This is a genomic window from Pedococcus sp. P2_E2 (genome assembly GCF_056403955.1).
This window is the reverse complement of the sequence record NZ_JBFUEM010000007.1, coordinates 299,899-307,307: the sequence shown is the minus strand read 5'-3', so window position 1 is coordinate 307,307 and position 7,409 is coordinate 299,899. Positions and strand designations below refer to the sequence as shown.

Sequence of the window (7,409 nt, the reverse complement as noted above, 5' to 3'; positions counted from 1 at the left end):
GGAAGACGAGCACCGCGCAGACGACCCCGTTGACCAAACCGGCGACCACGTCGGAGATGTGGTGGGCGCCTCGGTAGAGCCGGGCCATCCCGACGAGGAACGGGAGGACCGCGCACACGGCCATCGACAGGCGGCGGAGCCAGGGGCGCTCGATGCGGGTTGCTGCCATGAGGAGCAGCGAGAAGTACAACGCGGTGGACGCACCGGTGTGACCGCTGGGATAGCTGGTCGTGGGCGGCGAGGTGTCCATGGGGTTGGCCGGCGGGCGCGCCCGACCGACCGCCAACGTCAGGAACAGGAAGATCGTCGCCTGCAATGAGATCGAGATGAGCGGAACCACTGACCACCGCCACTCGCGGGTGCGCCACCAGATGAGGGCGACCGCGATGAGGCACACGCCGATGACGATCTCGGTGTTGCCCAGCCTCGAGAAGACCCAGCTGATCGGGTTCCAGAAGTCGGTCCGGTCACGGCTGAGCGCCCTCGCCGTCCGGTCCTCGGCCTTGTCGATCGCCGACAGCGGTCCGGTGATGAGCAGGCCGAGGCCGGCCAGCACCCCGAAGAGGACTACGCCGGGTGCGACGGTCCGGGTGAGGAGGTCGCGGCCGTCTTGCCAATGAATCCGAGCCATGAGGAGAACGTAATGCCAACTCCGAGAATCCACCCAGCCAGCACGTCGCTGGCGAAGTGCACACCGAGGAATATGCGGTCCAGACCCACGGCCAGGGCGAAGACCACAGCGACGGTCGTGGCCACGCGCCTGGCCACGGGCGAGAGCAGCGGCCACAGCAAGAAGACGAGGGTGGTCGCGACGATCGCGGCGTTCGAGGCGTGACCTGAGGGGAACGAGTATCCCGGGGCGTGCGAGATCGGGTCGTCGACGACAGGCCGGGTCCGCTGCACGAGCAGCTTTGCGTCCAGGGCCAGGTTCCAGCCGATCATCATCGTGACGAACGCCCACAGCGCGCGGTTGAGCAGCCCCTTGGCGAGCCAGGCCCACAGGCAGACCAGCGTCGCCACGATGTACACGACCCATGGCTGGCTCACCGCCTGAAGCGCAATGAGGGCGCTGCCCGCTCCGACCGACCGCGTGAGGTCGGTGGCCCGGTCGGCGATGGCGTTGTCCAGGTGGACGAGGGGGTCGAACTTCTGCCGCACCGCGAACCCGAGCATAGCGAACGGCACCGCGAACAGCACCATGGCCGCGGCCCCGCGAAGCAGCCGCGCGGTGCGCGACGTGCGGGCTGGTGACGTGGTCGTGGCCATCAGTCCAGCGATCCGACGCGAACGACGAGGGCGCCGGGGACGACCTCCGCGGCGATCGCGCGAGCCTTGCCGAGCGTGTCACCGTCGATCTGGACCTCCTGCGGACGATCGCTGCGCACCCGGACCGACGGGCTCGTGTAGTGGTCGACGATCTGGTGGCCCTTGCGCTTCTTGGACGCGAGCCGCGCGGCCACGGCGGCCCACCCCACGACCCCCTTGGGCGACAGGATGACCATGTCCAGCTGGCCGTCGTCGACCTCGGCCTCGGGCATCAGCACGAGTCCGCCCAGCAGCTTGCCGCAGTTGCCGATGACGACGGTGCGGGCCCGCCGGGTGAACTCCTCCTGGTCCTCCACCTTGACGCGCACCTTGAACTGCGGGCCGCGGAGGTTGCGGGTGCCCGAGACGACGTATGCCGCGGGGCCCACCTTGGCCTTGAGCCCCTCCGGGGCATCGGCCATGATCGCGGCGTCGAAGCCGAGACCGGCCATGACGAGGAAGATGTGGCTGGCCGGCCGGTCGTCCTCGCCGGAGGTGTCCATCGTGAGGCGCCCGACGTCGACCCGCTTGTTCTGGCCGGTCAGGGCGATCCGCAGCGCGTCGCCGAGGTCGTCCACGGGCAGGTCGAGGTTGCGGGCCAGCAGGTTGCCGGTCCCCCCGGGCAGCAGGCCCATGGGGGTCTCGCTCCCGACCATCGCCTCGGCCACGGCGCGCACGGTGCCGTCACCGCCGAGGGGGCAGATCAGGTCCACGCCTTTGGCCAGGGCCTGCTGGGCCTGTCCCGTGCCGGGGTCGCGTTCCGTGGTGAGGATGAACAGCGGCTCGGCCCAGCCGTGGTTGACCGACTGCTCGGTGATCTTCCTGCGCACCGCCGCGACGTCGTCGAACTTGGTCGGGTTGACGATGATCGCTGCGCGGCGGACGGGCGAGTCGGGCACGGAGCCCTCAGGGCGGAAGTCGTTGCGGTGCGGACGACGCCCCCACCGACGGCCACGGTGGGCTCCGCCGGCACCGAGCCCGCGCATCCCGGCCCACCCGGCGACGCCGAGGGCGAGCAGGATGACGAGGACGATCGCCCCGAGGGCGATCCAGCCGGAGTGTTCGCGAAGCACGGGCCGACGCTACCCCACGGGCGGCGTGCCATCGCCACAGGTCAGAGCCCCGTGACGCCCTCTCGGGGGTGGCGTGCCGCGGTCGGCGGCTACCGTGGTCGGCATGGGTGACCTCGACGCCGCCGCGAACGACCAGATCGTCCCCGACACCAAGGACTGGACCTGGACCCTGGACAGGCCTTGTCCTGACTGCGGATTCGACGCGGGATCGGTCGCACGGGCCGACATCGCACCGTTGACCCTGGCGTCGACCGCGCCGTGGACCGCCGTGCTCGAGCGCGCCTCCGCCAGGGAACGGCCGGCTCCCACCGTGTGGTCGCCACTGGAGTACGCGTGCCACGTCAGGGACGTGTGCAGGGTCTTCAAGGGCAGGGTCGAGCTGATGCTGGAGCAGGAGGGGCCGCAGTTCGCCAACTGGGACCAGGACGAGACCGCGGTGGCCGACCGCTACGGCGAGCAGGACCCGGCCGTGGTCAGTGGTGAGGTCCAGCAGGCTGCTTCCGCCGTCGCGGCGGTGTTCGCGGCGGTGCCCGACGACGCGTGGGAGCGGACCGGCCTGCGCAGCGACGGGTCCGGGTTCACGGTGCACACCCTGGGGCAGTACTTCCTGCACGACCTCGCCCACCACCTCGTCGACGTCGGCGCCTGAGCCCACCGCGCGGCATACCCGGGCACGAGGGTCCGCCGCGCCACGGCGCACGGGGCGACGCGGCTGCTGGTCAGGCCTTCTGGGGGTGGCCCGTGAGGGCGGCAGCCCCGCCCATCGCCAGGAAGATGCCCCCTGAGACGTACTTCTGCCGCTCCACCGCCCGCGGGTGGCGGGCCAGCCACAGGCCCAGCGAGCCGGCGGTGAGCGCGTACACACTGTCGAAGACGGCCCCGATCACGACGAAGATCGCGCCGAGGACGAGCACCTGCGACCAGATCGCGCCGGACTCACGGTGCAGGAACTGCGGGAAGAAGGCCACGAAGAAGACTGCCGTCTTGGGGTTCGAGATGCCCACGAGGAACGCGTCGCCGAACGCACGGCGGGAGTTGGTGACCGGCGCGCGGTCGAGGGAGAAGTGCCCCTTGCTGCGGAACTCGCGGATGGCGAGCCACACCAGGTATGCCGCGCCGGCGTACTTCACGACGGAGAAGGCCAGGACCGAGGAGCTGATCACCGCGGAGAGGCCGAACGCCGTGGCCACCACCATCACCGCTGTCGCCGTCTCGATGCCGGCCATCGAGGCGACCGCGAGTCGGCGGCTGCCCTGCCCGATCCCCCGGGAGATGAGGAACAGCATCGCTGGACCGGGCAGCAGGATGAGCGCGGTCGCGGCGAGGGCGAACGACGCGAGGGTGGGCGTGGACGGCATACCCGCAAGGATCGCGCCCGGCCGGCCCCGAGGGCAACGGGATTCGGCGTCTGCTCGGACCCCGAGATGGTTTGTCAGACCCCGAGATGCTTGCGGGTCAGGGTCGCTGCCTGCTCGACGATCTCGATGCCCTGGGCCAGGGACGTCGCCTTCTGGCTGAGGACAGCCAGCCGCAGGTCCAGCGAGGGGCCGGTGATGCGTCCGATGCTGTTGGCGATCCACCGCTTGCCGAGCGTCGAGCGGGGCAGCCAGCCGTTCTTGAGGCTGACGCTGTCGCCCCGGTGGGCGGCGGCGCTCACGCCCCACTTCTGCTCGGCGATGACGTCCTCCATCAGGTCGAGGAGCACCGCCCCCGACCGGGCGTTGAGTGGCGAGGCCTTGGTCCCCGCCGCGCTGACCGCCTCGACGAACCGCAGCTGGTCGCGAGCGGTCGTCCGGGTCAGGCCCCAGCTGTAGTCGAAGCACTGGGTCGCCCTCATCCCGAAGCGCTCGTTCGCGTCCTCCATCCCGTCCGCGAGCCCGATCTCGCGGAACAGCGTCCAGGCGGACTCGTGGTCGCTGACCCGGATCATCTGGGAGGCGACGGCCAGCTGGCGGGCCGAGATGCGGGAGCCACGGTCCTGCAGCTGGAGCAGCAGAGCCGCCAGGATGTCGGCCTTCGCGATGGAGGCCGTCTCGATGGTCGTGTCGGCGCCCCAGGCGAAGGACCGCTTCGACCGTGCCTCGGTGGCCGCCACCCCCAGGTCGACGCCATGGCGGCGGCACAGGGCGGACAGCTCGTCGCGCAGTGCCGCCAGCGTGGGGGCGGGTCGGGCGGATGCCTTCGTCGGAGCGGGGACCCGGCTGGTCGTGGACGCGGTGTTGGTGGTGGGCATGGCGGTGGTCGTCGAAGGCGTCGGCGGGCTCGACGTCCCGTCCGCGAGACCGGTCGTGGGGGACGGCGTCCCTTGCGCGCGCTCTCGGCCACAGGCTGCCGCGGCGCCGAGCGGCGCCAGGAGCAGGAGGTGCCGCCGCGTGAGCATGCACGCATTGTGACCTGCAACGGGCAGCGCGCGCCCCTTTCACCCCCGGGTCATCGGGCGATCCAGCGGGCGCCTCGCCCGTCGGATCCCTCGAGGAGTGCGGTGGGGCAGCGCCTCCGAGAGGGCGCGCGCTGCTGAGTAGTCTTGCCCGGTGATCGACATCAAGCTCCTGCGTGAGGACCCGGACCGCGTCCGCGCCAGCCAGCGCGCCCGCGGTGAGGACGAGGGGATCGTCGACTCGATCCTCGCTGCCGAGCAGGCCCACCGGTCGTCCCTCACCGAGTTCGAGCAGCTCCGTGCCACGCAGAAGTCGATGGGCAAGCAGGTCGCGCAGGCGCAGGGGGACGACAAGCAGGCGCTGCTCGCCCAGACCAAGGAGCTCTCGGCGCGGGTCAAGCAGCTGCAGACCGACGCCGATGCCGCGCAGGCCGAGCTCGACGTGCTGATCCGCCAGGTCGGCAACATCGTCGAGGACGGTGTGCCGGTGGGCGGCGAGGACGACTACACGGTGCTCGAGACCGTCGGGACCGTGCCGGAGTTCGACTTCGAGCCTCAGGACCACCTCGCGCTCGGCGAGTCGCTCGCCGCCATCGACATGGAGCGGGGCGCCAAGGTCAGCGGGTCGCGCTTCTACTTCCTCACCGGCGTGGGCGCCCGGCTCGAGCTCGCGCTGCTCACCATGGGAATCGCCCAAGCCGTCGAGCACGGCTTCACGCCGATGATCACGCCCACGCTGGTCAAGGCCGACGTGATGGCCGGTGCCGGCTTCATCGACAAGCACGGCGACGAGGTCTACCGGCTCGAGGCGGACGACCTCTACCTCACGGGGACGTCCGAGGTGGCGCTCGCCGGCTACCACGCCGACGAGATCCTCGACCTCGCCGACGGCCCCAAGCGGTATGCCGGGTGGTCGGCCTGCTACCGCCGCGAGGCCGGGTCGCACGGCAAGGACACCCGCGGGATCATCCGCGTCCACCAGTTCCACAAGGTCGAGATGTTCACCTACTGCCGCGTCGAGGACGCGGCAGCCGAGCACCAGCGGCTGCTCGGCTGGGAGAAGGAGATGCTCGCCAAGATCGAGGTGCCCTACCGCATCATCGACACCGCGGCCGGCGACCTCGGTGGCCCGGCGGCCCGCAAGTTCGACTGCGAGGCGTGGGTGCCGACCCAGGGCCGCTACCGCGAGCTGACGTCCACCTCGAACTGCACGACCTACCAGGCCCGCCGGCTCAACACCCGGGAGCGCGACCCGAACGGCCAGGGCACCAGGGCCGTGGCCACGCTCAACGGCACCCTTGCGACCACGCGGTGGATGGTCGCGATCCTCGAGAACCACCAGCAGGCCGACGGCTCGGTGGTCGTGCCCAAGGCCCTCCAGCCCTTCCTAGGCCTCGAGGTCCTCAAGCCGGTCTAGCAGTTCGCGGGTAGCGTCGGCGAGGTGAGCGATCGCCAGCTGCCCAAGTGGTCCGAGCTCAAACCCCTGTTGCGGCCCAAGCCGGTCGAGCTCAACGCCAAGAAGCGGCGGCTCGCGTCAGCCCTGACGATCGCCGACCTGCGCGAGGTGGCGAGACGCCGCACACCGCGCTCGGTGTTCGACTACACCGACGGCGCCGCCGAGGGCGAGCTCAGCCTGCAGCGGGCGCGGGCGACGTTCCGCGACCTGACCTTCCAGCCGTCGGTGCTGCGCGACGTCGGCGACATCGACACGACGACCACCGTCCTGGGCACGCCCTCGGCGCTGCCGTTCGGCTTCGGCCCGACCGGGTTCACCCGCATGATGCAGCACGAGGGCGAGCGGGCCGTGGTCCGCGTCGCCGAACGGTTCGGCATCCCCTACGGCCTGTCGACGCTGGGCACGACCGACGTCCAGGGCGTGGCGCAGGCGTCGCCGGGCGCGCGCAAGTGGTTCCAGCTGTACGTCTGGCGCGACCACGGCCCGGCCGAGGACCTGATGGCCCGGGCGAGGGCCGCCGGGTTCGAGGCGCTGATCCTCACCGTCGACGTCCCGGTCGCGGGAGTGCGGCTGCGCGACGTGCGCAACGGCTTCAACATCCCGCCGGCCCTGTCCGCCCGGACCGTCCTCGACGGCGCCATGCACCCGAGCTGGTGGGTCAACTTCCTCACCACCGAGCCGCTGCGGTTCGCCAGCCTGGACCGCTGGGACGGCACCGTCGCCGAGATGATGAACGCGCTCTTCGACCCCACGATGACGATCGAGGACCTGGGCTGGGTGCGGTCGACATGGGACGGCCCGCTCATCGTCAAGGGGATCCAGACCGTCGACGACGCCCGCCGGATGTTCGACGCCGGCGCCGACGCGATCGTTCTGTCCAACCACGGCGGCCGCCAGCTCGACAAGGCCCCGGTGCCCGTGCGGCTGCTCCCGGACGTGCGCGACGCGCTGGGCGACGGGCCCGAGGTCATGGTCGACACCGGCGTCATGTCCGGCTCGGACGTCGTCGCAGCGATGGCGCTCGGCGCGAGCTCGGTGCTCGTCGGGCGCGCCTACCTCTACGGACTCATGGCTGGGGGAGAGGACGGCGTCGAGCGCGCCGCGCAGATCCTTGCCACCGAGGTGAGGCGCACGATGGCGTTGCTGGGCGCCCGCCGGATCGCGGACCTCGGGCCACAGCACGTCCGCCTTCCGTAGG

Annotated in this window: 8 protein-coding genes; 3 read left to right on the top strand and 5 right to left on the bottom strand. The window is 71.2% G+C overall.

Annotation, left to right across the window (positions count from 1 at the left end; all coding sequences use genetic code 11):
• The 3 genes from AC1DWR_RS16900 to AC1DWR_RS16890 form a co-directional block, all read right to left on the bottom strand.
• Positions 1–631, bottom strand: a 631-nt coding sequence (locus AC1DWR_RS16900) for a phosphatase PAP2 family protein (protein WP_477624862.1), incomplete at its 3' end; no start/stop codon positions are given.
• A complete protein-coding gene (locus tag AC1DWR_RS16895; RefSeq protein WP_477614319.1) occupies positions 568–1,266 on the bottom strand; it encodes a phosphatase PAP2 family protein in 699 nt (232 codons plus the stop codon). The genes AC1DWR_RS16895 and AC1DWR_RS16900, both read right to left, overlap by 64 nt.
• Positions 1,266–2,378 (bottom strand): diacylglycerol/lipid kinase family protein, encoded by a 1,113-nt coding sequence (locus AC1DWR_RS16890; RefSeq protein ID WP_477614320.1) that lies wholly within the window; start codon positions 2,376–2,378, stop codon positions 1,266–1,268. The genes AC1DWR_RS16895 and AC1DWR_RS16890 overlap by 1 nt, the downstream gene beginning before the upstream one ends.
• Before the next feature lie 103 nt (positions 2,379–2,481).
• Between AC1DWR_RS16890 and AC1DWR_RS16885 the strand changes: the two genes are divergently transcribed.
• Entirely contained in the window at positions 2,482–3,027 is a 546-nt protein-coding gene (locus AC1DWR_RS16885; RefSeq protein ID WP_477614321.1) for a DinB family protein, read from the top strand.
• A 70-nt stretch (positions 3,028–3,097) separates the two neighbouring features.
• Here the strand turns inward: AC1DWR_RS16885 and AC1DWR_RS16880 are convergent, their stop codons facing one another.
• Positions 3,098–3,736 carry a LysE family translocator gene (locus AC1DWR_RS16880; RefSeq protein ID WP_477614322.1) on the bottom strand — a complete coding sequence of 213 codons (639 nt, stop codon included), beginning with the start codon at positions 3,734–3,736 and terminating at the stop codon, positions 3,098–3,100.
• A gap of 74 nt (positions 3,737–3,810) precedes the next feature.
• Positions 3,811–4,758 (bottom strand): serine hydrolase, encoded by a 948-nt coding sequence (locus tag AC1DWR_RS16875; protein ID WP_477624861.1) that lies wholly within the window; start codon positions 4,756–4,758, stop codon positions 3,811–3,813.
• Positions 4,759–4,909: 151 nt separating this feature from the next.
• Between AC1DWR_RS16875 and serS the strand changes: the two genes are divergently transcribed.
• Both serS and AC1DWR_RS16865 read left to right on the top strand, forming a co-directional pair.
• Positions 4,910–6,172, top strand: a complete 1,263-nt coding sequence (gene serS, locus AC1DWR_RS16870; RefSeq protein WP_477624860.1) for a serine--tRNA ligase — start codon at positions 4,910–4,912, stop codon at positions 6,170–6,172.
• 24 nt (positions 6,173–6,196) lie between these two features.
• Entirely contained in the window at positions 6,197–7,408 is a 1,212-nt protein-coding gene (locus AC1DWR_RS16865; RefSeq protein WP_477624859.1) for an alpha-hydroxy acid oxidase, read from the top strand.
• Position 7,409 lies beyond the last annotated feature (1 nt).

What these genes read in the sequence shown, in the direction of transcription:
- AC1DWR_RS16895 (WP_477614319.1), bottom strand. Translation starts at nt 1,266, where the DNA reads ATGGCCACGACCACGTCACCAGCCCGCACGTCGCGCACCGCGCGGCTG.
- AC1DWR_RS16885 (WP_477614321.1), top strand. Translation starts at nt 2,482, where the DNA reads ATGGGTGACCTCGACGCCGCCGCGAACGACCAGATCGTCCCCGACACC.
- AC1DWR_RS16880 (WP_477614322.1), bottom strand. Translation starts at nt 3,736, where the DNA reads ATGCCGTCCACGCCCACCCTCGCGTCGTTCGCCCTCGCCGCGACCGCG.
- AC1DWR_RS16875 (WP_477624861.1), bottom strand. Translation starts at nt 4,758, where the DNA reads ATGCTCACGCGGCGGCACCTCCTGCTCCTGGCGCCGCTCGGCGCCGCG.